Genomic DNA, 24,252 nt, shown 5'->3' with positions numbered 1-24,252 from the left:
GCACATCACAATACTTTTGTTGTTTGGTCTATATTGATTGTTATGAGCTTCATCGAGAAGGAATGGCCCGATGGCAGAAATCGAACTCAAATTCCAGATTCCGCAAAGTATACGTCACCAATTCGAACAAGATTTTCAGCAGTACGGGCCAACTCGACATCATTTATGTGCCAAATACTTTGATACTGCCGATCAGCAGTTACAGCAGCACAAAATTGCACTCCGGCAGCGTCTGGAAGATCAGCAATGGTTTCAGACCTTAAAAGCACCGAGCCAGCATCAATTTGAACGCTTTGAGCTGGAAGAAAGACTGGATACCGCACCGGACAACTGTGATTTAAAAGCTTATGCCAAGCATAAACAGGCTCGGAAGATTCTAAAACAGGCACTTCACACCCTAGATACGTCTCTGACTCTACAATTTGAAACTGATGTAGAGCGGGATCTCTGGATTGAAAATTACCGAGGAAGTCAGATTGAAATTGCACTGGATAGAGGTGAGATTCGTTCTAATGGCCAGACCTTGGATATTTATGAAGTTGAATTTGAGCTCAAAAGTGGCAAACTTGATGACTTAATTGATTTTGTTAAACCCTGGATTCAACGTTATCAGTTATGGCTGGATGTACGCAGCAAATCTGAACGTGGTTATGCTCTGCTGAATAATAAAACTGATCTTCCGGTCCAGCATCAGACAACCTTAGAGCTCGCAGCTAAAGACGATATTCATCATATCTTGCAAAAAATTATCACCAACTGTCTGACGCACCTGTTTCCCAATGCGACGGCGATTGCGCTAGAGAATTACAATAGTGACCATGTGCACCAGGCCCGCGTCGCTATCCGGCGTTTACGCAGTGCCTTAAAAATCTTCCAGCCCTATCATCAGGATTTGCCAGAGGAATGGCAGGATCAGTTACGCAATATCTTCCAGCAATTAGGCTCTACTCGGGATCGCGATGCTTTAGCTGAAAGTCTGCTTCCTCAGCTAGAAGCTGCAGGTTCACCAGTATTGCAGTTGCCTCCAGCCCAACAGGATCAGGCAGATATTAGCCAATTATTCAGAAAGCCAGCTACGATGGAGCTGATACTGGAGCTACTACAATTTAGTCAGGATCAGAATGGAGATCAGCAAAAGTCCTCTCATAAACTCCTGGGTAAAGGACTCAGCAAACTGCATCAGAAAGTCTGTGCAGATGCAGAGAGTTATCAGGAACTGGATATTGAATCACGCCACCGAACCCGCAAGCGGGTTAAACGCTTGCGTTATAACGTGGAATTTCTGCAAAGCCTGTTTCCTGAAAAGGAAGTTAAAAGATATCTGAAAGCACTAAAACCCTTACAGGAGACTTTGGGTCATTATAATGACCTGTTTGTCGCAGAAAGCCTGTATAGGCCTTACGCCAAAAAGCACTGTAAGGCATGGTTTGTCATCGGCTGGCTTACTGCAGAACAACAGCACCTGTCAGGACAGGCTGCCGAGCAGTTACAAAAATTTTCTCACACCCAGCCATTCTGGTAAGAGATAAATAGACAAAATTGCTCTAGCGATATTTTCCATATACTTTCCAGGTATTGTTATCAGCTAATGGATCGCTATAACTATCGCTGCGCTGCTTACGCGGCTTATCACGGGCATCAACCAGTTCAAAATGTGGTTCGACACTGAGGACGATGCCATTCACATAGAACCGAGTCCGGGTGTATTCACTTTGACCATGCTGGAATACATAAGTACGCAGATCTACAAATTCACGATGTGCCACAAGTGCCGCTGTCTCATCACTGTCTAGCCAGCGTTGCATGGACTGAATCTGTTCCGGTTCAAATTGCCCACATTTTTCAATCAGGCTGGCAATGCCACGAAAAGTTTTGGATTCTTTGGCACGGGTTTTATTAATCCGGATGCGGTCCACATGAAAATAGAATAAAGGCAGATTCAAATGGCTTGGCAAATGAATCGCATCTAGAACTTCATCTTCCATAAAAGGCTGAAACAGGTCTTGTGCCCTTTCAATCAGACCCAGCCATTGCTTGTAATATTCTTCGACCTGCGACTTGGTGCCATAATAAATTGGCAATCCTTCCACATTGGCCAGATTTGCTGGTGGCCAGATATTCTGGCGTAATAAGGCAATATCACTTTTCAGACTCTGTACAGCAATTGCATCTTGCATGAGATTTACATTTTTATTGCTTAGGCTATTTTTAGATTAAGGCAAAGGTTTAGTTTCTGCAAGGCTTTGCCTATAATTAGTGATTAAGATTTTATTATCAGGAAAAATTCATGGTTCAAAAGATTGAAGCAACCGATGTAACCGAAGAAGAAGCGTTAAATGCTGCATTCTTTGAACGTGCTGATGAATTTATTAAACAGGCCAACGAATTTAGCCGTGTAGAAAAAGGCTCTCAGGAAAACCCGGCAGAAAAACGTGGTCAAGTCAGCGCTGCAATGCTGTTTGGTACTGCCCGCTTTAATACCTGGGTCGCTGCCAACAATTTCAAAGATGGCAACGAGATGCGCGACGCTAAAGATCAGGTCATGTCTTATATCTTGCAGCAATTTCAGATGATGCTGGAAGATAACTACGATGAATACTGTGAGCAGTTTGAGAACTATTTACGTTTCCGTCGTAATGAAGAGTTTCATGCCAACAAGCATCAACACGACCACGATCATTAATGAAAGCCCTACGGGGCTTTTTTTAAATCTTTGATTTTAAATTTGACTTTAATACTGGATTCATCCTATAAAAAATGAATAAAAATTAAACGATGACCAAAAATATCATGCAACAACTGCCCTTTCCGATTATAGATCCGCATATTCATCAATGGGACCCTTATACCACACCGCATGCCGCAGCCTCAGCCGTAAAATTATTTGGCAAACATCCCAAACTGCTGAACAAAATGGTGCGACTGATCAAGCCCAAAGTGGTGATCGATACCATTGGTCTGACCGAACATCTGACCGCGCCTTACCTACCTGAAAATTATAAACGTGACATCGGTCATTATCAGGTGGAACAGATTGTTCATATAGAAGCAAGCTGGCATGAGCATAAAGGTACTGGCGTGGTTAATGAAACCAGGTTTATTGCCGGGCTGCCTTTTGCTGAACAGAATATTCAGCTAGGCGGCATTGTGGCTACAGCTGATCTTCGTCAAAAAAACTTTAAACAGCTGCTGCAATTACATCAGGAAGTTTCGCCTAAATTACGTGGTATTCGTAAAATGGCATCGTTCCATGCCGATAAAGGCATTCATGCCTGGACCGATGAACCGCATTTATACTGCAATAAGAAATTTCTGAAAGGATTTGAGGAATTAGCCAAAGCCAATTTAAGTTTTGATGCCTGGGTTTATTCTACCCAAATTTCTGATGTGGCCCATCTGGCCAAAACATTTCCTGAAACGCCGATTGTGCTGGATCACTTGGGCACACCTGCCGGCATCTTTGGGAAAGTCGGTAAAGCAACAGGACAAACAGCACAGCAGCGAGACTATATTTTTCAGACCTGGAAAGAAGACCTGGCTGAACTGGCAAAATGCCCAAATGTGTATAGCAAAATTTCCGGTCTGTTTATGCCTGTACTCGGTCATCGTTTTCATTTAGAGCGAAAACTGGCAAAAAAAGATGAACTGATTCAGCTCGCGGCTCCATTGATCCAGCATGCCCTACAATGCTTCGCTAAAGATCGCATCATGTTTGCTTCTAATTTCCCGATGGATCGTGTCAGCACAGATCTGGTCACCATCATTGATGCCTTTAGCGATATTGTGCAGAGCTATGACGAACATGCTGTAAAGCCGGTTTTTTATGAGAATGCCAAACGCTTTTATCGCCTATAGATACGTGGAAACGTCATCCGTAACTGATTGAGGTAGGACTACATCATAAGAGGATTGTTTCTACAATAAATTTATTTCGTGAAGGTGGTGGACGAGTTTTGCGGATGACAAATGGTTTTGGCTACTTTTGCCGAAGCAAAAGTAGCCATATAGACATCTAAACATTTATTTAAAATGAAAAGAGACCGTCATAGACTTATAAAAAATTACAGAGTTTATTTCACTTCTTTCCCATACTGATCCGCCATGACTTCGACCAGTTGATCCGGTTTAACATATTTTTTGATAACGGCATCGACATCTGCCTTGGTCAGCTTGGCAATCGCCTGATCGCGTTTTTCCCGATAGATCAGATTACGATCTTTTTCCAGTTGTGGAATCAGCATGCTGTGAATACGGCGATCATCTTCCAGTGCAGTGACGCGCTGTTTCAAAATCGTGGCTTTCGCTGCTTCAACTTCCTGCTCGGTTACCCCTTTGGCCAGAAGCTCATTCAATACCTTATGCACCGCTTGTGACACCTGTGCTGATCGGCCAGGCGTATAATTCGCCTGAATGCCTAATGCGCCTGAATCAATCCATTCATCATACTGAGCATTGGCACTAAAACCATAAACCAGCGCATTTTTCTCACGTAATTCCTGTGCTAAACGTGAAGACAACTGAGAATCACCCAGAATATGCCGGAAGACCAGCATGGCTGGCAAATCTACATGTTCTGCACCGACCGGGAATGTCATGACAGCCTGATAATGACCGAACTCGCGCTGTTCAGACAACGCATGGATTTTCTGTGCCGGATAAACTGTATATTGACCACTTAAGCGCTCATAAGGCTGTTTCGCTTTCCAGCTCGCAAAGTTATTTTTGAGGACTTTACTCACGGACTTCGGATTAAATTCCCCGGTCACTGCGATCTGGGCATGATGCGTATTGAAGAACTGCTGATATAACGCTACGACCTGTTCACGAGTAGCAGCCTGAATCTGTTTTTTCGCCAGTTCAGGTTCAAAATGATAGCGGAGGTCACCCGGCTGATAAATCTCGGTCGCGCGGGACATGGTCAGGCCTGCCACCATATTGGGCTCAGTATAAGGACGGTCCAACGCAGACAGGCTCTGTCCTTTAATCAGGTCAAATTGACTCTGCTCAAAGGCCGGTTTATTGAGTACATCCAGCACATACTGGAAAAATTCTTCAAACTTCTCTTTTTTGGCACTGATCTGAATGCTCATGCCATTTTCAGAGGAACTGGCCGTGGCTGAACCACCGGACTCAATAATTTTATCGGCAATCTGTTGCAAGCTTTGGGTTTCAGAAGAACGCAGCAGTAAGTAAGCTGTCAGATCCAGAATCTCGCCTTTATTGAACAAACTTTGTGCCGTACCAAAATTAAGTGCAATAGTGGCATAAACTTTGTCATCCTGAGTCTGGGTCGGGAATAAAGCGTATTTAATACCATTCTTCAGTTTGCCCCGTTGAATCTGCTTGTCCTTAGCCTGTAAATATTGCTTGGACTGCGCCACATACTGCTTTACTTCTGCCTGATAGACACTGACATCTTTCAGCGGTTCTGCTGCTTCAGCCTGCTGGTCCAGAGTTTGAGCCGGCACTTCAGTCTGGGGCAACACCTGTGCTTTTTTCTGATCTTCTGGTGTCGGCAAGATATTGCCAGAAATACGATATTCTGGCTTAAAGAATGCCTTATACACCTGATTGATCTGATTGACATCCAGCTTTTCTATGGCTTGCAGATCTTTGAAATACTGGCTCCAGTCACCTGAATAAGCCACTACATATTCACTTAAACGCGAACCTAAAGCGGTTGCGCTATTTTTAACATTGTCCGCCTGGTTTCGGGTTAGACTTTTAGCCCGGTTTAATTCGGTTTCGTTAAATGGCTGGCTCTGCTCTACACCCTGAATCAAGCCCTGCTCAACCTGCTTGACTTGATGATTTGGCGCATAGATGGAACCCATAAACACCAGATTAAAATCTTTATCCAGCCAGGTCATAGACTGCACCGTAGTAGTTTTACCCGTCTCGACCAGACTCTGATACAGGTGTCCGCTAGGTTGCAATGTATATAAGATTGGAGACATGGCCAGCGTGGTTTTAATACTTTCTTCTGACTGGTTCAGATAAATATTAAATTTGGCCAGATCACTACCCTTTTGCACGGTAAATTCACGTTGTTTGATCTGTTCAGGTTTTAGCGTAGGCACTTTTACCGATTCAGGCACTTTGCGGGACTGAATCGGACTGAAATGGGTATCAATCTGCTTCAGCACTTCTGCCTTATTAAACTTGCCTGAAATAATCATCAAAGCATTATTCGGTGCATACCAATGACGATAAAACTGGTTCAGCTCCTGCATCTTGATCGATTGCAGTTCGTTCAAGTCACCAATCGGTAATCGCCCCAGATACTGATTGCCATAAGCTGATTTAAATACCTGATCCATCAGTACGGAAAATGGCTGATCCAGACGGATTTCACGCTCACGTTTCACGATGTCAATTTCAGTCGGCACATACTTTTCTTGCAGGACCAGCTTGTCCATGCGTTCCGCTTCAAGGAAAATCACTTCATTGACCGCGGTCTGCTCAGGACGAATCACATTGGTATATTTGGTTGAGTAATAGTCAGTACTAGCATTGGTCATTAAGGTATATTGATCCAGACGGCGCTGAAACTCATCTCCCTTCACATTTTCCGTGCCTTTAAACGCCAGATGTTCAAGCAGATGCGCCAGGCCCCCTTTGCCTTGTGGATCATTCAGTGAACCGGTCAGATAAACCGTATTCATAAACACTTTATTTTCTTTATCATTGGGCGCAAGAATAATTCTTAAGCCATTTTCCAGTCGATATTCTTCGATATTCTGTTCTGTTTTCACCAATACCGGCTGTGCAAAACTGGCCGCTGTCCAGCCAGATAATAAAATCGCCAAGCTTAAACGTTTAAAGCGTATTTGCATTGTTCATCCAAATTTTTAAGTGTGAATTTTTATTTACAGTCACTTTGATCTTAGAGAAAAGTCTTTATTATGAATAGTCTATTTTATGAGAAGCCAAATAAAATACCGCGCAATTTCACGGTATTTTATTGAGTATGCTAGCTAAATATAAAGTTCGGCCAGCATAAACAGTTTGGCATAACCTGAAATCTCAATGCGGCCTTGTTCTTTTAATGCGCAATACAATACACCGCCACGCTGAGAGGCCTGATAAGCCACCAGTTCAGTTTTATTTAATTTCTCCGCCCAGATCGGTGCAATCCCGGTATGAATTGAACCCGTTACCGGATCTTCATTAATCCCGTTACTCGGTGCAAAATAACGTGATATGCAATCATATTGCGTATCGCCAGCGGTAATCGCGACATCCAGTAATGGACCCGCTGCTGTAATCGCGGTTCTTTTTCCATTCAGCTGCTTCAGCAATTCAATATTTGGCTGCTCTTCTAATACATCCTGCACTGATTCATATTCAATAATATAACCTTGCGTATTCAGATAAACGTTTTTAAAAGGTTTCGTCAGGGCCTGTCTTAAAGCTTCCGGATAATCTGTGATGAGTTCAGGCTGACGGATCGGGAAATTCATCCGGATTTTGCCATCTTCATCCTGGCATACTGTAAAAATGCCCAGATCTTTGACATGAAAATAAATGGTTTTTGCAGAGCTAAAATCCTTGAATAATACAAAGCTGCTGGCCAATGTGGCATGTCCACAGAAATCCACTTCCTTGGTCGGCGTAAACCAGCGAATTTCATAATTTTCTGCATCCAGCACTTTGACAAAAGCGGTCTCAGACAGATTATTTTCCAGGGCAATATTCTGCATCAGGTGATCATCCAGCCAAGCATCCTGCACGATGACTGCAGCAGGATTTCCCTTAAATAGAGACGTCGTAAAAGCATCCACCTGGTACATTTTCATTTTCTTTACTCCTGTATGTAGGTGTTTAGTTTAAAAGCTTTTTTCCAGAAGAGGAATTTTATATGCTGTGGATCAGATGATTTATTTTTCTCCCTTTTCACTCATTAAGGTTCTTTATGAACAATTCACATATTCAAACTGTACCTTTAGAAAAAGCCTATCGCCTGATTACGCATGGTCCAACAGTACTGGTATCTGCCAATGATGGGCAAGACACTGATGTCATGGCCGCTGCCTGGGCATGTGCACTCGAATTTAGTCCAGCAAAAGTCACCGTAGTGCTGGATAAAAGCACCAAGACCCGAAAAATAATTGAAAATTCTGGCTACTTTGCCCTGCAGATTCCCACCCTCAAACAGCTGGAAATGGTCTATAGTCTGGGAACATTGAGTCTGTACAATGCCCCAGACAAACTAGAACAGTCCGGTGTGCAGTTATTCAAATTCGCAGATCAAGAGATCCCAGTTGTAGAAGGTTGTGCCGCCTGGATTTTATGTGAGCTGATTCCCGAGCCACATAACCAGCAAGCCCATGACCTGTTTATTGGTAAGGTCATTGCCGCTTATGCCGATGATCGGGTGTTCCGTGATGGGCACTGGTACTATCATGAAGTCAGCGATGAATGGAAAAGTATTCATCATGTCGCCGGCGGCCACTTCTATACCATTGGCGAAGCTGTCGCAGTAAAAGATGCAGAATAAATAACTGATCTTTTTAAACAAATCATATAAAAAATTCTTGCAAACAGGCAGCTTTGACCACAGTCAGACTGCCTGAATTTATGCTACTTTATCCATAATATCTGTTTGGTCTGATGTCTTATGATGCCGTTTAAAATCCACTGTATTGATGTCAAAAACTCATTACAAAATTATATCTGGTTACTTGAACATACACCGACGCATCAGGTCGCGGTCATTGATCCCACTGAAGCGGTGCTAGTTCAAGATTATTGTACCGAACACGGGCTTGAGCTGAGTCAGATCTGGCTCACCCACTGGCATAAAGACCATATCGGGGGCGTTCCGGATTTAATTCAAAAGCAATCATTACCGGTATATGGCCCAAAAGCTGAGCTGGAAAAAATTCCGTTTATTAACCATCCACTTGAACATGACGACCAGTTCAGTTTTCATGGTGTTGAGGTACAGATTATTGCCGTACCGGGTCATACCCTAGGCCATATCGTGTATTTCCTGGATGCCATTGATGTACTGTTCTGTGGCGATACCCTGTTTGCCATGGGCTGTGGGCGGGTATTTGAAGGCACTTATCAGCAGATGTACCACTCTCTGGCTCGTCTGGCTGCCTTACCGCCACGTACCCAGGTTTATTGCACGCATGAATACACGCTGTCGAATGCACAGTTTGCCAAACATGTAGAACCGGATAATCCAGCAATTCTGGAGCGTTTCGAACAGGTTGAGCGTATGCGCATGCTAGGACAATGCACCTTACCCAGTACGATTGCAGCAGAACTGGAAACCAATCCTTTTTTACGCGCAGACAGTGTCGAAGAGTTTCAACGTTTACGCGTGATAAAAGACTCGTTTTAAACTTATAGCTGCTTAGAGTAGCTGATGCTTCTGAGCATAGTCATCCAGTTCTTGCTGGGTGACCACTCGTACCGCATTCATTTCATCAATCCTGACCAGCAATAATCCACCCAAAGCAGGTTGATAACGGCGCGCACTGCCAAATGGCGTATACGCCACCTTGGACTGTACCGAAAAATCCAGCCAGTCTTCATGACCCAGCATCACAGCAACAGGCTCCTGCCCTTGCTGCTGCATAAGTTCAATTTGCTGTTTGACGTACTGTTCAATATTTAATTCAGTCATCATTAATCTTATTTAAATTACATCAATTTCAGTATAAAGGATTGAGCCTAACACCATGACCTGAATACTCTGAGACTTTACTGGATTGTATATTTTTAAGCGTTACTCAAACTCTAAAACCTTAAACCACGCTAATTCCTAATTTAAAATGAATAACAAATAAACAATTATTGATTTAAATATTTGAATATTAATAACTATTCGAAAAATTATTTAGGCTTAAATTAAAATATTTAGTTACAACATCTTGAAAATAATAAAAAACATAGACTTAGATTAAAAACCTTATGTTTGGTCTATATTATCTTGTTCATTAAATCTGCAAATTCAATTAAATTAATTTAGATAAGGGTATTTGCCCTTTAAAACGAAAATTCTCACCCTTATCTATGATTTAACTGATGAAGGAGTTATCTCGTGAAAAAAGTGGTCAAAGCAAAAAACGTTCTCGCATTTAGACTTTGGTTAGAAAAATTGGGGTATTCGGTTCGCACCCTGGCAGACAATCGTGGTTTTAGTTTCAGTTTTAAAAAAGAATATGGTCTGGTGACCTGCGATCTTTCAGGTAATGCATTGGCCATGCAGCTGGGTGAGGAGTTTGAAGATCATCTGAAAGCTTAAATTTAATTAATCAATGCACTCATGATTTACCCTTTTATTTGAGTAAAATTCTATTATTCCTATAATCAGCCCATTTCGATGGGCTTTTTTTCGTTTAAAAAATTTCAGGCAAAAAAAAACAAGGCATCAACCTTGTCTCTTTTGATGGTGGGGACGGAGAGACTCGAACTCTCACACCTCGCGGCGCTGGAACCTAAATCCAGTGCGTCTACCAATTTCGCCACGTCCCCATCAGGGTACCAACTTAGTGTTGGACTTTTTTTCAAACTTTGGCAGAGGATCAAGGATTCGAACCTTGACGAACGGTTTTGGAGACCGTCATGCTACCATTACACCAATCCTCTACTCGGCCATTTTACTCAATCTCTTGAGTAAATTGGTGGGGACGGAGAGACTCGAACTCTCACACCTCGCGGCGCTGGAACCTAAATCCAGTGCGTCTACCAATTTCGCCACGTCCCCGATGGCTGTGTATATTATAGAGATAGCAGGTCATTGACAAGTGATTTTACAAGCAATCACTGCCTATTCCGCTATAAATTAAACAGTTAATGCAATTTTTTTATTTTTTATAAGATTTAACAAGAAAACTCGGCCTTATGAGGTTTCTTTGCTACTGCTTTGAACTTAATCTCTAAGCTTGTCTAGCTCAGTCTCAGCAGATCAGACCTCTAGAACCTCACTTATCTTGATCGAGCATGTTGTTTAAACAATAAATGAATCCAATACAAAAAATAAAAAGCCAAGCCAATAAAAATGTCGCACTAAATTTCAGGCAAAAAAAAACAAGGCATTAACCTTGTTTCTTCATATATGGTGGGGATAGAGAGCATATCGCCATTAAACTAAAACCATTATTCTGTAAGGGTTTTTCTTTTAACTATTGATTTTTAATAAATTAATATTGTATTAGAATGTATTGTAATGTGATTTAATACATCATCTAATCATTTGATTTGCACCAAATCTGCACCACAACATTATGAAAATACCAAAGGCTATTCAGCGCGGTGATAGTTGGCGTATTTGCGTCAATTATCAGAACAAGCGCCACACCTCTACCCATGATACAGAAAAAGAAGCTTTAGAATGGGCAGCTCGAAAAATTATCGAACTTAAGGATGCGGCCAAGGCATCAAAAGGCGAATTGCCAAAACACACCTACCAAGAAGCTATTGAGTATTACCTGAAGAATGTCACACCTAAAAAGAAAGGTGCCAGATGGGAAACTTTACGCTTAAGAAAGCTGATGCGTGACAATCCGCAGTTAGTGTCAAAAAACCTTACAGATCTTAAATCATTTGATTTCGTGAAATATCGAGATGCCAGAACCAAGGATGTGACCGCTACGACTGTTTCAAGAGAAATGGAATTGCTCAGTGCCGTCCTGCATTGTTGTATCCGTGAATTGGGTTGGTTGCACTCCTCTCCCCTGACTACTGTATCAAGACCAAAGTTGCCACCTCCACGAAATAGGCGTGCGGCAGATCATGAGATTGAAGCTATTTTGAATGCCTGCTCTTATGTCGAAGGCGAACCAGTTAAAACCAAAGGGCAGGAAGTGGCATGGGCTATGTTGTTTGCGCTTGAAACTGCAATGCGTCTTGGTGAAATCACAGCAATGACCTGGAAGAATGTTCATATTGATAAAATGTATGTGCATCTACCAGACACTAAAAACGGTCTTACTCGGAACATTCCTTTATCCGAACGTGCTGAAGAATTGCTGCGCCACATGCAAGGTGTAAATAATCCTCGCGTTTTAAGCATTGAGTCAGATTCATTGTCTTCTTTATTTAGACAGTATCGGGATAAATGCGGTATTCAAGATTTGCGATTCCATGATTTGCGACATGAAGCCACCACTCGCATGGCTCAGATTATCCAAAACCCTGCCGATCTAGCCAAGATTACCGGACATACGGATATTAATATTCTGGTGAATACCTACTACAATCCAACTGCTACTGAAGTTGCACAGCGATTAAGAAATGGGCTTAGGGGATAATAATGAAAACATGGACCTACTTTTACATAGAGCACGCGATTAAGAATGGAGAGATTTTTAGGAAGGAAGCCGGGTGGGCGGTGGTTAAGTAAATGTAGCTAAAGCCCTCACTTCGAGGGCTTGTCTAGCATCGGGGCAATCTAATTATCCTGCGCTGCATATTTTAGATTATCCGCAACACGATTAGTCCAGCCCTTGCCCCATGTGGGCCATGTTTTTAGTGACGTATAGAACCTTAATCGCTCAGCAGTTAAAGTCAGAATCACATCGTTCAGGTCTTGAGCATTCACGGCTTCCATCGTTTTGGGGCCAATGATTCCATCTGCGGTTACACCAACCGCTTGTTGTAGCTCCTGAATCGCACGCTTCTTCCCGGCATTAATTGCAAAGTCCCACAACTGGAATACGATTGCCGAGTGTATGCCATCTGCCCCAAGCTTGTCCCACCAGTCTTTTTTATAGATTTCTTTAGCCTGAGCAAGCGTTAGATTTTTAATATCCAGATTTGGGTAGGTATTTGCAGCGATGCCGTACTTAGTGCCTTTTAAGATGCCCACTCCAACCTTGCCACCGGTCCAGTTACCCGGGTCACGTCGATCTATAGTGTAGCCACCCTCATGCCCAATCAAACGCCGGAATGCCTCATCAAAAGTGATCGAATCAACCGGGAGTTTTGCAAAGCCTAGAATAGTTGGCTCGGGATGCAGTTCAGGTTGATATTTCTTTTTACCGAAGTAAGCCAAGGCGGGCAAAACAATGGTTAAAAGTAGTGAATGATACTCCGTCGGAATCAACTGTGTGTTAATCCCCTCCTGGATTAAAGTGGGAATTACACCCAATAAAAAAGCCCCAATTAGGGGCCATTTGACGCTGGTATATTTCAGCGCGTTTTCTTGTAAAAAGTTCATCTACTTAATTCCTCAAGTCGTGTGACTTTCTCTTTCATGAGTGACTGTGTTTGATTGATTTGAATGATTGATGCGCCAACCCAGATGCATGCAGCTATAACTGTTCCACCACAAAGGCCGAGCAAAACCCTTAAAACCCCAAGGCCCCCATCCTGAGTCGCAGACTTGTTTTCAAGGCCCGATACCTTTAATTCAAGTGAATCCAGTTCTTTCTGGATCTTAGCAATTGCATTCTCATGGTGTTCGTTAATAAAGGTTTGGCGTGCAACATGCTCCAGGATCAATCGAATGTCTTTATGAATGGAATCAATTTTCCCCTCCCATCCATTATTGTTGTACGGCCTATTTTCAGGCATACACCCCCCTATAAAATTGACATTAAAAAATAGCGTTTCGGCTCTGGTGGATCAGATGAGTAGTCATTCGACATTGCGCCCCCTAAATTTTGGTAATAAAAAACCCCGATCTCATTAAAGATCAGGGTTGATTGGTTTTATTTGGGTGTTAAAAGGTCACTAGGGTTTATTGTTGCCTACTTAATTAAGGGGATAACTGCTTTGGCCATAACTTTTGCACCATTATCATTCCAATGAGATCCCTCATCTGTGAATGTTGCGCCAGTTTTACCACTCGCTACTGTTGCTGCTTTTATGTCGCCAAATACAGCTTTGCAAGCTTCAACCCAATGCTCAGCGGTATCTAAGCAGACAATGTTTTGACTTCTTAAATATTGGATTGCTTCATGATACTTATCTAATGCCGACATAGCGCGAGCACCTCCCAATGCGCTTGCAGTTTGAGTACTAAATTTCAAAGTACCATCTTCATTAATGCCGCCAAAATTCCAAGTAATTGAGCCAACAAAAAATGCATATTCTGGAGTTTGTCCAAAATGAGCAGCGCGACTATACAAAGATAATTCATAATTTGTATCGGTCACATACTGCTTTGCAAGCCGCTCCCATGTACCGACAGGGAAAACGCCAGCACCCGATGCACCATCATTATGAATTGCTAACTCAGACAGAATTAAATCCGGTTTGAACGCCCAAACTTCATTGTCTTGATAACGTGGCAAGCCTGTCGTCTTACGTGCATCTGTTGCATGTGAGCCGCGTGAGCTGTTAATGAAAGTCATCATATATTGGCGAGGACTCCATTCAACGCCCCAGTACAGGAACCGACCACTGCCTGATGCATTTGCAATAGTTACATTTTTAGCAGAAGCACGTGAATCAAACGAACCATCCCCACTTCTACAGCGCATTTTTAAACGCTTCTGATATGTAGTATTTGCTTTACTACTTAGTGTGTAATTTGTAGGAATCTCAGTGATTAAATCTGGGATTGCGACAGTTCTTTGAACTGGCGGGGTTTCTAGCATGCTAAAACTATATCCATTAGCTTCTACCCATGCAGATGTTGTTTCATCATATACCTGCACACAACTATTACCCTCAGCAATAGATACAGTAGCCGTGCATCCAGTAGATTCTGTACGATAGATGAAGTTAAATTGCCAAGCATCAACTGGAATAACAAAACCAACAGCTGCGTCTGTGCTAGCACTTATACGAGTTAGACCATCACGGGTTTGATCATCCCATAAATCATCTTTTGATTTTGTTGTAAACGTGCCAACTTCTGTGAAATAACTTGCATCATATCGTCGGTATTGTTGCCCTTCCCATTTCAATACATCCCAGATATATGAGCCGAAAGCATTCGCGTGCATGTTCGGTGGGCGTAAATGAGCATCAGTTCTAAGTGTGCAGTGCTGACTGGTACTAGCAGTTAAAGATGTTCCTGTCATCACAACACACATATCTTTATTTTTTAAAAGATTGTTGCGTCTGAAATTTGGGAGCTTGTCCTGGTAAATTGACGGACTGTCAGCATTTACATACTTATACCAAGCTGCATCATCAAATCCACCAACTTCACCTTTCACAACCTGTTCTACCCAGTTGCTCCACGCTCCATTATATCTACGCAGAAATTCACGCGGTTTGTCAGTTGAAACTGATACAGCTCGCTGTAATGTAAACAACGAGCCTGTTGCTGTGCTTGTTTCAACAAAGAAGCTCTCGCCTGCTAGCGGAAAGTTATCTTCTACAGTTGTCACAGTTCGTGAATACATGTTGTATCCGTTGGTTCCAGCTAATGTGTTTATATTTACAGATGTACTAATTAGCGATGGAGTCATTGATGTTTTTGTTAACGTTTCAGCCCACACACCCCATGAGCCGCTTGCACCGCTACGAAAAAATGTCTTTAGCTCCATCCCTATAGCCACAACAGTCGCTTTTTGAAATATAAATAAACTCCCTTCAAGCTTAAATGTTTCTACGTATGTAGTTACATCAGCTACAGGAAAATTATTAGCTAGGGTTGCGTTAGCTGCGGAATATTGATAAATAGAATTATGGGTAATATTGTTAAGATTCTTCTCTGTAGGGTTTAATGCAGGATTAAGAAAAGGGTTTGAATCAACATAACCTTTAGCTTGCGTCAATGGATCATAAGCACTTTTAGTTAGAGTCGTACCGTTCCATACGTTCAGCCCTTGATTTGCGCCAGCCTCGCTAATAGTAACAACTGTATAAGCAGGAATGGTGGATTTAACAGCTTCAAATTCTGCAAGCGTGTTAAAGCCTTTTGTGCCGCTATTTTCATCATATTCACGCGCAATCATCGGCAAAGACTTAAATGGCGCACCGTAACGCGGGGTAACAATCGCTTCCTCATTCACCGCCTTGCCAAGATTATCCACATCAATATCGGCATTAATTAACTTTTCTCTTGTAACTGGTTGATCAGCCATGTTTCTCTCCGGCATTAAAAAACCACCCGAAGGTGGCTGTTAAATCAAATTGTTTATGTGGTCTTTGTCGTTGCTGTAGTAGCGCCTATCGTATTTGATTGCAGTTATCCCGGTTTCAAAAGTTCCACTCGGTGATTTTTCCTGTATCAAATAGGCTTCACTTTCCCCATCGCTTGCCTTGGTGATGCTGTATGTAGCATTCACCACCTTGTCTATAACTAGCGGCATGAGCGGTATTCGCGCCAACTCAACCTGATTTTCATCAAGTTGACTAACAATATTAATAACATCAACTGATCCATCTTTTAGCTGTAGGTGAATAACATAACTTTCACCTTCCTCAAGATTGACATTATTATCTAGAGTCAAAACTGTATTGTTCTGCGCTTCTACTTCACCACTGCCCAGCATTTTAAAAACATCGTCGACTACAGCAATGCGGTCATTACGTGTGACTAGGTCAGCCTCACCATAGGCAGTAAACTCAATATTTTTACGATTAAAACGAAGTTTATTCCATGCCCGATGTGCTAAAAAATGCGCCTGAATCGCATTGGTTACGCCATTGCTTTCAATGGTTTTGTAATTGGCTAAGCCATCGTGTGGCAACTTAATCACTGCTTCAGCATAATCATCAGTTTCATCACGCCACTTAAATTCAATACCTTCATATTCATCTGGTACACCAAACAGATTGGTCTTGGTTAGGCTTTCAGGTTTTATATTCCGGTGATTGAATAAAATTAAGGAATTTGGCGTTTCTTTTTCAAAAGTGAAAAAGTGCTTTCCGTTTTCCTGACGCGCTGTACAGAAAACCGCTTCAGCAACAGCAAAGGCCATCTCTTGATAACTGCTGTTCTTGTTATCAAAAGTGTAATTAAACTCACATGCTTTTGGTGTACCGAAATAAGCCTTAATTTCATCTGACACTTCATACAGCGAATCAACATCAACTTCCGATATATCAAAACGACCAATGAGTGGATCGATAGCCATATTAATGACAATGTCTGCAAAGTTGCTAGTTGGTATGCGTTCAGCAGATCGAGTGCCACTGCGGTATGAATAAAGTTTGCGTACCACTGGCAGGTTTAGTTCTGATGCATTTGTACCAGACCCAATAGCAAGACGTTTTAATCTGATCGTTGTATCGTATTCATAAGCAGTCTTTTTCGTTTCATAAAAACTATAAGCACTTTCAAATACCACATCATCAATCAGATTTGCACTACTGCCATTATCGTTAATACGCTTGGCACGGAAGCGGAATTGCCCAGTGAAAGGCAGTTTTTCACGAACTGATGCACCCACCTGGTCGCGATTGTTGGCCTTGCCCTGCATAACTATACCAGATGAATAAATTCCACCAGTAGGCACACCATCAACAACTTGCTGATATTGAACCTCAATGGCAACCTGCTTAGCTTTATCTCCTTCATAGATACCATTGGCAGCTAGAAAGTTAAGCAACATGCCTTCAGTGTCTTTGTTTCCAGCGTAGTACCAACCAATAAAGTTTTCACTGGTTCCTTTAAAGGTGATATTTCTACCAAGCATATTGCTAATTTGTTGCGCAGTTAGATTTGGTAAAAGCAGCCAGTCTGGATTTACTGCAGAAGGATTCACTAGAGTTATTTCATTGGTAGAAACTGATGAAATGGTATAGGTGCCACTAAGGTCGATATTCTCATCATGATCCGTTAGAACTGCTGATAAGATACCGGTTCCATCATCTGACATTCGCCCAAAGTTAATATTGGCTTCTGTATAGTTTGATTTAAGGGTAACCTCGTAAAACCATGCGCCAGCCGATCCTGTTTTAACAATATTTGAAACAGCGTATTCTCCAGCCAGGCTTAATTGACCTTCCACCAGATCCTCGACTGTCAGTGAAGATATGCGGATCTTTTTATAGTTATCTGGGTCGACAATATTGATGGAGGATGCAATGGTTAAAATGCCAGTAGTAGACACATCGGTTGTACCGGAAATATTGGAATCAGGTGCTGATCCATATATTGCATTCTCAATAACGATTTGTTCGCCATTAACAAAGTGATCGCTAAAGTTGGCATAAACAGGACGTGGAATAGTTGACCAGCCAAAAGCACCGCCAACATACATATAATCTCTTTCTATGTACTGGTAGTCACCTGTAACTTCTATTTTATTACCAGCGAAAGTCACCCCTTTATAATTCAGTTTAGTGTTGTTTGGCGACAGCAATTTTTGCTTACCATCAACTGAACTAACCTGCTTTGCCACAATTGGCGGATCTGTGAACTCTTCACCGATCTGGATTTGTGGGGTGCCCGTAATGAGTGTGCCAGGCTCATAAGCGCTTAAGCTTGCCCCTTCAATTGTATTGACTGGGGTTTCACCTTCTTTAATTTGATCCTGCTCTATTTCAAAATACCCAGTACCAATACTCATCAAGGTTTCTTCAATCTGAACATTGTCTGCGTAGTACCGATATACGGGCGCAATGAGATCCGGGATAGATTTTACTTTCCCGTAGATGTCTGGTGCACGCTCACTGGTACGGTGTTTATTCTGACGTGAAGCCAGGCTATTATTTCCTGAACCTGTGGCCTGATCTGGTATTTCAGGCATGTTCATATAGGTGTAAATAGCCAGAGCTGCAGACAGGACTGTGACCACAACCAGAAAAATTTCAAGCGGTGTTCCAGCATGACAAAGCACAAAGTAATCGCCATCTGCATGCAGAAGCTGTAGGGCTTCTTCTTTAGTCTTTGGTGTTACATCATTCTGGGCGCAGATGCTGTCTTTATAAAGTCGAGCTTCTGGATATTCTTCCCGAATATTTAGCCAGTCTTTAAGCAAGCACTCATACTCTTTTTCACTGTATTCAGTCGGATCAAGCTCATTGGGATAAATACGAAGCTTCATAAAATCTAAACCTTGAATAATTTCGCTCTAGAGACCGAAGTTCCTGAAAATGCACACCAATTTCAGATAGATGTAAAACACGACCGCAATAAAAAAGCCCCACATGGGAGCTATTTAAAAGATTGGTCATTAGGACAATGCAGCCTTCAATGGGCCTCTCGATCCTTTTGTTTTTGATTGTGGTGTCACGCGAAGTTTGAATGCTTTGGGAAAGATCACCAGTAAGACCCAGAAAGCTTGGTGAATAATCTTTTTCAAAAAGGTACTGTGCTGCTTCAATCAGAAAATGCACACAATGATATTTTTTTGAGTCATATTGCCGATCCAGCAAGGCATCAACACTTTTCATATCAATCCCCTCAGGTCTGGGTAGTCCTTGAAGTTATAGGTTCGACCTGTCTTCACGCTATTTTTCCCAGAAGTTGCGGCTTCAAAGGTGGTGGCCTGATAATCCTGATTCATCTTTGCTACATATAGACCGCGAATCAACTCAAGTGGAGTGGGTTTGGTGAGCACCATGGATACAGTATCAAAGGCAAACGAGCGATAAATTACCTGTGGCTTTTCATCACTCGACGCATCCTCAATTATTTGGATAAGTGGTGGCACCACTTCCCCTAAATCCCCAACTGTGATTTTCAGGGATTGATCCAAGTCATCAGAGGTATTGCCACGCTGAATCATCACCGGAATAAAATCAAACGTGGCTGGCTGGCCATTCTCAAGCGTGACAGAAATGCCATCCGGGTGATTGGTCACAAGGCGAATTGGGTTGGGCCAAAGTGAATGGCTAATTTCAAGTGTTTCCAGCAATACCACGCTGGGCGCACTATCCAGATGAAAATCCTTAATATCATCAACTGTAATCATCACACCCCCAAGGCATTCGGCATTGTTTCGTTCACTAATTTCTCAAGTAAGTTCAGCATCTCAAGTGGATTGCCGGACTCCCACAAATCCACAATCTGCTGATCAAAGGCCAAATCACCGTTGTTCAGCGGTTTGCATCGCACCTGGAATGACACGGAATAAATCACACCGCTACGCTCACCGACTGACAAAGAATCAGCAACGAACTGACAGGTGTGATCCTGTGCTTCGGCTGAGTCAGTTATCAGTCGCCATAAAAATGGCTTTGGATCGAGCGTATGCAATCGCCAAAATGCCCAGAAATACTGAGCATGGGTTTTGGTTTTAAGCAGTACAGATACGTTCACCACATGCACGTTATTTACAAACATTCTTCGTTGACGGGCGAAACCGCCAAGAAGTTGCTGCTCTAACATGTTGTTGCCAGGCGAAAAGGAATACCCGGCTTGTAACGGGCATAATGCGAAACTGTTCACTATCGCTTCACTCCTGCTGTTGTATTGCGCTGGATCTGCTTGGATTCATACGAGTTAGGATTGCTAAGATTCCCCCAAGACCGCTTAATTTGCTTCTCAACAATATCAATCGTCACAGCACCATCAGCACCGCGACTTTGCTCAGCTGTGTAGCCTGGTGGAACATTGATATTGATTTGAGGTCCATTACCACCATTGGCGATAAAGTCCTTCAAATCGCTATTAGTCCGACTATCAACAACACGTTCGCCTTTATCCAAGAGCCATGTGCCTTCTTTTGGAATATTGTCGATACCGTCATGGGCCATGCCTGCAATGGTTTGACCTGCGATCATGCCGACATTTGCATACCCCATTGCCAGCATTAATTTTGATGCTGCAACCTTGGCACCAAAGAAAGGAATTGTTGCATCCGCTGCCACCTGTGTAGCTGCTAAGTGTGTGCTTACTAAAGCGGAGCTAACGGCAAACATTTGCTGCATTAAGAACATCGCCTTAAATGCTGCAGATTGCTCTCCTTCGCTATCCTTGACAGCTTGTGTCATCTGTGACCAAGTGTTTTGAGCCTGTCCAAGCAAGTTGCTCCAGATTCCCATTTGGGATTCATACTGGCTTCTTGCTAAATCCTGCTCCTGCTTGTTGTATGCTTCAGATAGTGCGGCCTTATTCTGTAAATATGCTTCATAAGCCTGTTCAAGCTGCCTATATCTCTCAGTTGTTTCAAGATATTCATTATTCTCAATGGCAGACTGAGCTGAATACAGTTGATCAGCTAATTGAGAATAACCAGATTGCTGATCATTATTAAGCTGCCATTTCTGATACTGCTGCGGACTCATTGAAGCCTGAGCTTTCGCATCAATACCCATTTGATTCATTGCACCTAACGGCTCATTCATCATGGCAAAAGCATTACGACGAGCAAGAATGATTTGTTGGTTCGCCTCATTCTCAGCCTTAACTCGCTCATCCTGTGCTTTAATCCAGTTGGCTACATCTTCCCCGTAAGCTTTTTGCTGAAGGTCTAAAAGACGATCGCGCTCTGTTGGGTCGCTGGCAAAAGCCTCGTTGATTTCCTTGATTTTCTCTTGGTTATCAAATTCGAGTTTTTGCCATTCATTGTAGTAATTGACCTGAATTGACTGCTTTTTATCAGCCAGTTCTTTCTCAAGTTTTTCTTGCTCAACTACGTGCTGCTCTAACTCTTTCAGCCAATCATCAAAAGAATATTCTTCTGTGAATGCGACACCGCTTGAGCCACCCAAATAGCCTTTAATGTTCTTCACATACTGACGGTTGACTGGGCCAATATTAGTACCGCGTTGAACATTTCCTTCACCAGCATGATAGGCGCTAATAGCTTTGTTAATATCGCCTTTAAAAAGATCGATAAGATAGGCTAAATATTTACCAGCACCCTCAGCGGCTTGAGCTAGATTATAACGGTCTGTGACTCCATATTGTTCAGCCGTGCCTTTTAGAAACTGGAACCCACCAGCCGCACCAGAACTCTTGTTGTAGGCATTTGGATTACCTCTGGATTCCTGCATATGGATAGCAGAAAGCAGACCCGCTGGTAGGCCATTTTTAGCTTCAATCGCAGCAAAGTTGTACTTAGCTGCATTGGCTGCAACTTTGGCATTCACCTTCATTGCTTCGCCCTGAGCCTCAATAAGTTTTCTGGTTTTTTCCTCAGACTTATTGCGATCATCCACGGCATTTTTAGCCTTCATTGCAGCCTGATATTCAATACGTAATTGAGCTATTAATTCGCTTTTTAATACCTGCTGCCCTTTTGCATTGGTAGTAATCGCACCTTCAACAGCCATGTATTTTTTTACAAGCTCGATCATGGTGTCGTTATAACCACGGTCTGCTAAGGCCTTGGTAATTGCAGCGTCTTTAATATTGCGATTAGATTCATTAAGTAGTTTTTTAATTTCTTCACTTAGATTAGCCACCTCACTAGCGGTTTGTTTCGCCTGATCACCCACACCTTTAACAGCTGGAGCCATCTGATCCACAAAAGACTTCTGGTTTTTAAATTCATTACCAGCCGTTTTAACCGACCCAGCCAAAGTATTAAACTTGTCCTTACTTTCTTGATTGACAAAGCTTAGAGAATTAATCTTTTGTGAGAATTTATCGATATCACCTGTTTGCTTGTACTCAGCAATCAGTGCATTAACCTGTTTTGATTGCTCGGAAGTCATGTCGTTATGACGACTAAATGAGTAGGTGGCGGTGATTAGTTTTGAATTAACTTCATCGTATTCTTGACCCAGATCACGGAGTTTCTCTTTTTCAGACACCATCTGAGATCGGCGACGAACTTCATCTAACTCCTGATATTTCTTAATGGCTTCATCAACAGACTCGTTATTTTCACGCAAAGATTTTGTTGATTCATCGGTACTGTCCTTCATTAACAGATAGCCAGCCGCTACCGCTGCCAGTGTCACACCAATACCTACTGGTCCACCCAATAATCCAAGTGCGCTTGTCCCTGCTACCGCTGCTGCACGAGATGCTGCCGCCTGTTGGTATGCTGCACGTGCATTTGTCATCATTGCCGCAGTTTGAGCATTCGTCACACCCATAGAGCGAACCATGGCAGCAGTGGAAGCTAAATTGGCTTTAGCAACATCATAATCCGCTAAAGCCTTGGCGCGAGCTGCTATGGTATCTGCAACTTTAGCAGCTGTACCTTGAATGGTTGCTGTCGTGCTGGCATAAACTGAAGGAATATAAGTGCCGACCCAGTATGCGCCTAGAACCATCGCCGACTCAGCAACGGTTTCAATATTGTCGCCAAGCATTCCAAGTGCACCAGCGATCTGGCCGGTCGCACCTGTAGACTCATTTAATTTGCCAAGATAAACCGTTACAGAATTGGATAATTTTTGAAATCCGTCTGCTACAGAGTTTTCCATGGCATCAGCTAATTCTTTATTTTTCTCGGTTGTGGCTTGTAGGGTGTCCAGAAGTTCATTTAATGAAATTTTACCTGTTGCACCAAGCTTACGAACTTCTTCTTCTGTGCGGCCGGTCTGCTTAGCCATATCTCCGATGATATTGTCTGCTGCCGAAACAATACTAATCCATGCGTCTGCATCAATCTTGCCTTTAGCCATTGACTTATTCAGGGCATCCATCGCGCTTTGCGCTTGGTCTGCACGTGCAGCATTCGCAACAAACGCATAAGATAGAGAATCAGCCACATCCAAAGTATCTGAAGTACTCTTACCAAGTGACTTCATTCCACCAGAAAGAGATAAGTAAACCTCTTGCGCTTCAGAAAGTGCGCGATAAGTACCATTCGCTGTTGCAAGCAATCGATCTTGGACCAGATTATATTCTTGAGCTGAATCGGTAGCATTTCGGATTCGTGCGGCCATTTGTGTATAACTGTCCGCCATACCAACAATAGCATCTACAGAAAATCCCGCTAAAGCCAAGGCGCCTAGATTTTTTATGGCAGCAGTTGCACTATTTGTACTTTTTTCTATTCGCCTAGATTCACGCTCGGTTACATCCCCAGCCTTCTTAAAGCCCTCAGTGTATTGCCCAATCTGAACGGCAAGATTTAATGTTAGCGTTCCGAGTTTTGTAGCCATAACTTTTCCTCTAGGCGTAAAAAAACCGCCATTAAGGCGGTTGCTATATTTCTTTGCTTAGTCTTTAAAAGACTTTATGCACTGCAAAAAATACTGATTTGCAAATTCCTCAGAAGATTCCTGTCGGTACCTTTCTGTTTGAAATTGAGGTTTTTCATAGGCCTCATTGATCATATGCTTAAATACTTCCTTGACTTCCTCTGGCGCCTTCATTTTGTTAGTGACATCATAAATTATCTTGATTGGCGTGCCTTTTTGGCGGTAATCCATAATCACTTTTGCTCTATCGTAGATTCCACCGCAATACTCTTCATCTGCTTTCGATGCATTGACTACGTTTGCAAACGCAATCAAAGCCAATAAAATGATTTTTTTCAT

General features: G+C 42.5%; 20 protein-coding genes and 3 tRNA genes. 7 read left to right on the top strand and 16 right to left on the bottom strand.

The genetic code is table 11. From position 1 onward, the window contains the following. Positions 1-70: 70 nt before the first annotated feature. Entirely contained in the window at positions 71-1,522 is a 1,452-nt protein-coding gene (locus FTU46_RS09000) for a CYTH and CHAD domain-containing protein (RefSeq protein WP_180104807.1), read from the top strand. A gap of 22 nt (positions 1,523-1,544) precedes the next feature. On the opposite strand, the gene FTU46_RS08995 is transcribed toward FTU46_RS09000, so the two are convergent. Next, the gene (locus FTU46_RS08995; protein WP_180104806.1) at positions 1,545-2,177 is read right to left on the bottom strand and encodes a hypothetical protein; all 633 of its coding nucleotides are present in this window, start codon (positions 2,175-2,177) and stop codon (positions 1,545-1,547) included. 110 nt (positions 2,178-2,287) lie between these two features. Here FTU46_RS08995 and FTU46_RS08990 point away from each other — a divergent pair, with 110 nt between their 5' ends. Continuing rightward, on the top strand, positions 2,288-2,683 hold the full coding sequence (locus FTU46_RS08990) for a DUF3144 domain-containing protein (protein WP_004786347.1): 396 nt from the start codon (positions 2,288-2,290) through the stop codon (positions 2,681-2,683). 107 nt (positions 2,684-2,790) lie between these two features. After that, the gene (locus FTU46_RS08985; protein ID WP_180104805.1) at positions 2,791-3,855 is read left to right on the top strand and encodes an amidohydrolase; all 1,065 of its coding nucleotides are present in this window, start codon (positions 2,791-2,793) and stop codon (positions 3,853-3,855) included. A 215-nt stretch (positions 3,856-4,070) separates the two neighbouring features. Here FTU46_RS08985 and FTU46_RS08980 read toward each other — a convergent pair whose 3' ends face one another. Both FTU46_RS08980 and FTU46_RS08975 read right to left on the bottom strand, forming a co-directional pair. After that, positions 4,071-6,836 carry a pitrilysin family protein gene (locus tag FTU46_RS08980; protein ID WP_180104804.1) on the bottom strand — a complete coding sequence of 922 codons (2,766 nt, stop codon included), beginning with the start codon at positions 6,834-6,836 and terminating at the stop codon, positions 4,071-4,073. A gap of 141 nt (positions 6,837-6,977) precedes the next feature. Then, positions 6,978-7,799 carry a PhzF family phenazine biosynthesis protein gene (locus tag FTU46_RS08975; RefSeq protein ID WP_125279550.1) on the bottom strand — a complete coding sequence of 274 codons (822 nt, stop codon included), beginning with the start codon at positions 7,797-7,799 and terminating at the stop codon, positions 6,978-6,980. A gap of 116 nt (positions 7,800-7,915) precedes the next feature. Here FTU46_RS08975 and FTU46_RS08970 point away from each other — a divergent pair, with 116 nt between their 5' ends. Together FTU46_RS08970 and gloB are read left to right on the top strand one after the other, a co-directional pair. Next, entirely contained in the window at positions 7,916-8,500 is a 585-nt protein-coding gene (locus FTU46_RS08970; protein ID WP_180104803.1) for a flavin reductase family protein, read from the top strand. A 120-nt stretch (positions 8,501-8,620) separates the two neighbouring features. Then, positions 8,621-9,355, top strand: a complete 735-nt coding sequence (gloB, locus tag FTU46_RS08965) for a hydroxyacylglutathione hydrolase (protein WP_125279548.1) — start codon at positions 8,621-8,623, stop codon at positions 9,353-9,355. A gap of 12 nt (positions 9,356-9,367) precedes the next feature. Here the strand turns inward: gloB and FTU46_RS08960 are convergent, their stop codons facing one another. Continuing rightward, the gene (locus FTU46_RS08960; protein WP_004786360.1) at positions 9,368-9,640 is read right to left on the bottom strand and encodes a hypothetical protein; all 273 of its coding nucleotides are present in this window, start codon (positions 9,638-9,640) and stop codon (positions 9,368-9,370) included. A 417-nt stretch (positions 9,641-10,057) separates the two neighbouring features. On the opposite strand from FTU46_RS08960, the gene FTU46_RS08955 reads away from it, so the two are divergent. Further along, on the top strand, positions 10,058-10,261 hold the full coding sequence (locus tag FTU46_RS08955; protein ID WP_004786362.1) for a hypothetical protein: 204 nt from the start codon (positions 10,058-10,060) through the stop codon (positions 10,259-10,261). Positions 10,262-10,406: 145 nt separating this feature from the next. On the opposite strand, the gene FTU46_RS08950 is transcribed toward FTU46_RS08955, so the two are convergent. The 3 genes from FTU46_RS08950 to FTU46_RS08940 form a co-directional block, all read right to left on the bottom strand. Then, positions 10,407-10,491, bottom strand: a tRNA-Leu gene (locus FTU46_RS08950). 40 nt (positions 10,492-10,531) lie between these two features. After that, positions 10,532-10,605 (bottom strand) — tRNA-Trp (locus FTU46_RS08945). Positions 10,606-10,638: 33 nt separating this feature from the next. Continuing rightward, positions 10,639-10,723: transfer RNA gene (locus tag FTU46_RS08940), tRNA-Leu, on the bottom strand. Between the two features lie 520 nt (positions 10,724-11,243). Here FTU46_RS08940 and FTU46_RS08935 point away from each other — a divergent pair. Beyond that, the gene (locus FTU46_RS08935; protein ID WP_180104802.1) at positions 11,244-12,269 is read left to right on the top strand and encodes a site-specific integrase; all 1,026 of its coding nucleotides are present in this window, start codon (positions 11,244-11,246) and stop codon (positions 12,267-12,269) included. Between the two features lie 140 nt (positions 12,270-12,409). Here FTU46_RS08935 and FTU46_RS08930 read toward each other — a convergent pair whose 3' ends face one another. The 9 genes from FTU46_RS08930 to FTU46_RS08890 form a co-directional block, all read right to left on the bottom strand. Then, positions 12,410-12,925, bottom strand: a complete 516-nt coding sequence (locus tag FTU46_RS08930; protein WP_180104834.1) for a glycosyl hydrolase 108 family protein — start codon at positions 12,923-12,925, stop codon at positions 12,410-12,412. Between the two features lie 248 nt (positions 12,926-13,173). Then, positions 13,174-13,533 carry a hypothetical protein gene (locus FTU46_RS08925; RefSeq protein ID WP_180104801.1) on the bottom strand — a complete coding sequence of 120 codons (360 nt, stop codon included), beginning with the start codon at positions 13,531-13,533 and terminating at the stop codon, positions 13,174-13,176. Between the two features lie 176 nt (positions 13,534-13,709). Then, a complete protein-coding gene (locus FTU46_RS08920; RefSeq protein WP_180104800.1) occupies positions 13,710-16,001 on the bottom strand; it encodes a pyocin knob domain-containing protein in 2,292 nt (763 codons plus the stop codon). Positions 16,002-16,040: 39 nt separating this feature from the next. Further along, positions 16,041-18,911, bottom strand: coding sequence for a host specificity factor TipJ family phage tail protein (locus FTU46_RS08915; protein WP_180104799.1), 2,871 nt, complete (start codon positions 18,909-18,911; stop codon positions 16,041-16,043). Further along, complete coding sequence (locus tag FTU46_RS08910) at positions 18,886-19,260, bottom strand: hypothetical protein (protein WP_180104798.1); 375 nt, start codon at positions 19,258-19,260, stop codon at positions 18,886-18,888. The genes FTU46_RS08915 and FTU46_RS08910 overlap by 26 nt, the downstream gene beginning before the upstream one ends. After that, on the bottom strand, positions 19,257-19,781 hold the full coding sequence (locus tag FTU46_RS08905; RefSeq protein ID WP_180104797.1) for a DUF1833 family protein: 525 nt from the start codon (positions 19,779-19,781) through the stop codon (positions 19,257-19,259). The genes FTU46_RS08910 and FTU46_RS08905 overlap by 4 nt, the downstream gene beginning before the upstream one ends. Continuing rightward, a complete protein-coding gene (locus FTU46_RS08900; protein ID WP_257224630.1) occupies positions 19,781-20,152 on the bottom strand; it encodes a hypothetical protein in 372 nt (123 codons plus the stop codon). Before FTU46_RS08900 ends, FTU46_RS08905 begins: the two co-directional genes overlap by 1 nt. A gap of 104 nt (positions 20,153-20,256) precedes the next feature. After that, positions 20,257-23,874: a tape measure protein gene (locus FTU46_RS08895; protein WP_180104796.1), complete on the bottom strand. Its 3,618-nt coding sequence runs from the start codon at positions 23,872-23,874 to the stop codon at positions 20,257-20,259. A gap of 57 nt (positions 23,875-23,931) precedes the next feature. Next, positions 23,932-24,252, bottom strand: coding sequence for a hypothetical protein (locus FTU46_RS08890; RefSeq protein ID WP_180104795.1), 321 nt, complete (start codon positions 24,250-24,252; stop codon positions 23,932-23,934).

It is taken from the genome of Acinetobacter sp. YH12108 (genome assembly GCF_013419055.1).
Taxonomy (GTDB): Bacteria; Pseudomonadota; Gammaproteobacteria; order Pseudomonadales; family Moraxellaceae; genus Acinetobacter.
The sequence above is the reverse complement of the archived record's forward strand: the minus strand, read 5'-3'. Positions and strand labels throughout refer to the sequence as shown.

What these genes read in the sequence shown, in the direction of transcription:
- FTU46_RS09000 (WP_180104807.1), top strand. Translation starts at nt 71, where the DNA reads ATGGCAGAAATCGAACTCAAATTCCAGATTCCGCAAAGTATACGTCAC.
- FTU46_RS08995 (WP_180104806.1), bottom strand. Translation starts at nt 2,177, where the DNA reads ATGCAAGATGCAATTGCTGTACAGAGTCTGAAAAGTGATATTGCCTTA.
- FTU46_RS08990 (WP_004786347.1), top strand. Translation starts at nt 2,288, where the DNA reads ATGGTTCAAAAGATTGAAGCAACCGATGTAACCGAAGAAGAAGCGTTA.
- FTU46_RS08985 (WP_180104805.1), top strand. Translation starts at nt 2,791, where the DNA reads ATGCAACAACTGCCCTTTCCGATTATAGATCCGCATATTCATCAATGG.
- FTU46_RS08980 (WP_180104804.1), bottom strand. Translation starts at nt 6,836, where the DNA reads ATGCAAATACGCTTTAAACGTTTAAGCTTGGCGATTTTATTATCTGGC.
- FTU46_RS08975 (WP_125279550.1), bottom strand. Translation starts at nt 7,799, where the DNA reads ATGAAAATGTACCAGGTGGATGCTTTTACGACGTCTCTATTTAAGGGA.
- FTU46_RS08970 (WP_180104803.1), top strand. Translation starts at nt 7,916, where the DNA reads ATGAACAATTCACATATTCAAACTGTACCTTTAGAAAAAGCCTATCGC.
- gloB (WP_125279548.1), top strand. Translation starts at nt 8,621, where the DNA reads ATGATGCCGTTTAAAATCCACTGTATTGATGTCAAAAACTCATTACAA.
- FTU46_RS08960 (WP_004786360.1), bottom strand. Translation starts at nt 9,640, where the DNA reads ATGACTGAATTAAATATTGAACAGTACGTCAAACAGCAAATTGAACTT.
- FTU46_RS08935 (WP_180104802.1), top strand. Translation starts at nt 11,244, where the DNA reads ATGAAAATACCAAAGGCTATTCAGCGCGGTGATAGTTGGCGTATTTGC.
- FTU46_RS08925 (WP_180104801.1), bottom strand. Translation starts at nt 13,533, where the DNA reads ATGCCTGAAAATAGGCCGTACAACAATAATGGATGGGAGGGGAAAATT.
- FTU46_RS08920 (WP_180104800.1), bottom strand. Translation starts at nt 16,001, where the DNA reads ATGGCTGATCAACCAGTTACAAGAGAAAAGTTAATTAATGCCGATATT.
- FTU46_RS08915 (WP_180104799.1), bottom strand. Translation starts at nt 18,911, where the DNA reads ATGAAGCTTCGTATTTATCCCAATGAGCTTGATCCGACTGAATACAGT.
- FTU46_RS08910 (WP_180104798.1), bottom strand. Translation starts at nt 19,260, where the DNA reads ATGAAAAGTGTTGATGCCTTGCTGGATCGGCAATATGACTCAAAAAAA.
- FTU46_RS08905 (WP_180104797.1), bottom strand. Translation starts at nt 19,781, where the DNA reads ATGATTACAGTTGATGATATTAAGGATTTTCATCTGGATAGTGCGCCC.
- FTU46_RS08900 (WP_257224630.1), bottom strand. Translation starts at nt 20,152, where the DNA reads ATGTTTGTAAATAACGTGCATGTGGTGAACGTATCTGTACTGCTTAAA.
- FTU46_RS08895 (WP_180104796.1), bottom strand. Translation starts at nt 23,874, where the DNA reads ATGGCTACAAAACTCGGAACGCTAACATTAAATCTTGCCGTTCAGATT.
- FTU46_RS08890 (WP_180104795.1), bottom strand. Translation starts at nt 24,252, where the DNA reads ATGAAAAAAATCATTTTATTGGCTTTGATTGCGTTTGCAAACGTAGTC.